Below are 1,159 nucleotides of genomic sequence, written 5' to 3' on the forward strand. Positions count from 1 at the left end.
GGCGTTAGCCAGAATACAGCTTGAGGGGAGAAATGGATTCACCATATAAAAAAAGCATCTGGGATTTTGATGCTAGGTATGGAATAGACTCAGCTGAAATTGGCGATTCAGAAAGGAAGACAATTTCTAGGTTGATGTCTGTTGATGCGGCAAAGAAAAACGTGCCACCTGTGCCGATTAGTGGATTGCTTGAAATTTCCAATCTAGCAAAAGGAATGCCGGATGCGGTGAGCGCAACGAAAGAAGACATAGAGAACTTCATCGGTTTGGCGAAGCGGTTTAACGGGGCAGGAGTGCCAACTGTTATTTGTATGTTGGCGGTTGAAACAGATGGCGACTACCCTCCTATGGATAGAAGGTTTAGTTCGGGGCTGGAAAAAAAGGGCATTGTTTCAAAGGCTTATAGGAAATCACTTAAGGGTGGCAGCATTAAAAAGTTCTCTAGGGTATATGTAGAAAAGGTCATCCCTGCATGGAAAGAGAGCTTAAAGGGCCGCACTCCTCAGGAAGCTGATAACTACTGGGGGCGAGGCGGAAGCGATGGCTAACAAGAGCATGTTGCGGATAAATTTCCGCTACGCTCCAATTTTCCGCAAATGCTGGCGTTATGTGTGAGGGTAGATGGTTGAGGCTATGGGGAGAGAGCTGAAAGTAAGGCCTCTATTTCGGGGGTTGGCAGGCATTCTATTTGTGGTGTGTGTGCTCGATTTGCTGGCAATCGTTGTCTTTTCGTTCCTCGAACCATTCAGCCCGTATGCCCTTCTAGGAATTGCCGTCATTGGAGTATTGTCACATGTTTCTGGAATGGTGCTTTTCAAGGGAGTTCCTCCTGGATATTTTAGGTTCGCAAATGGGGCAGATGATAAGGCACATAACAAGTAGCAGCAGGCCGACTTTCGCGGCTGTGCTAGGCGTTATGCCTCCAAGTTCCCCAAGAAAAGTAGACACCTCACTACAACCTAATGAGGTGTTTTATTATGGCCAAGAAACGTAAGAACAAATACAACCACTACACCGAGGACTTCCGCAGGGAGGCGGTGCGCAGATCGGAAGATCCAGGTACCAGCGCCGTGGAGGTGGCTCGTGAGCTCGGTATCCACCCTGGTCAGATTTATAACTGGCGCAGGCAGTACAAACGACTTTCTGATAAGCAGTTCAA

At 47.7% G+C, this 1,159-nt stretch carries 2 protein-coding genes; both read left to right on the forward strand.

Going from position 1 to position 1,159, the window contains the following annotated elements; translation table 11 throughout:
• Positions 1-32 precede the first annotated feature (32 nt).
• Positions 33-548, forward strand: coding sequence for a hypothetical protein (locus A3730_RS03185; protein WP_063519553.1), 516 nt, complete (start codon positions 33-35; stop codon positions 546-548).
• A 429-nt stretch (positions 549-977) separates the two neighbouring features.
• The coding region (locus A3730_RS03195) for a transposase (protein ID WP_082872237.1) at positions 978-1,159 on the forward strand (182 nt) is incomplete at its 3' end.

The sequence above is a fragment of the Alcanivorax sp. HI0044 genome, assembly GCF_001634945.1.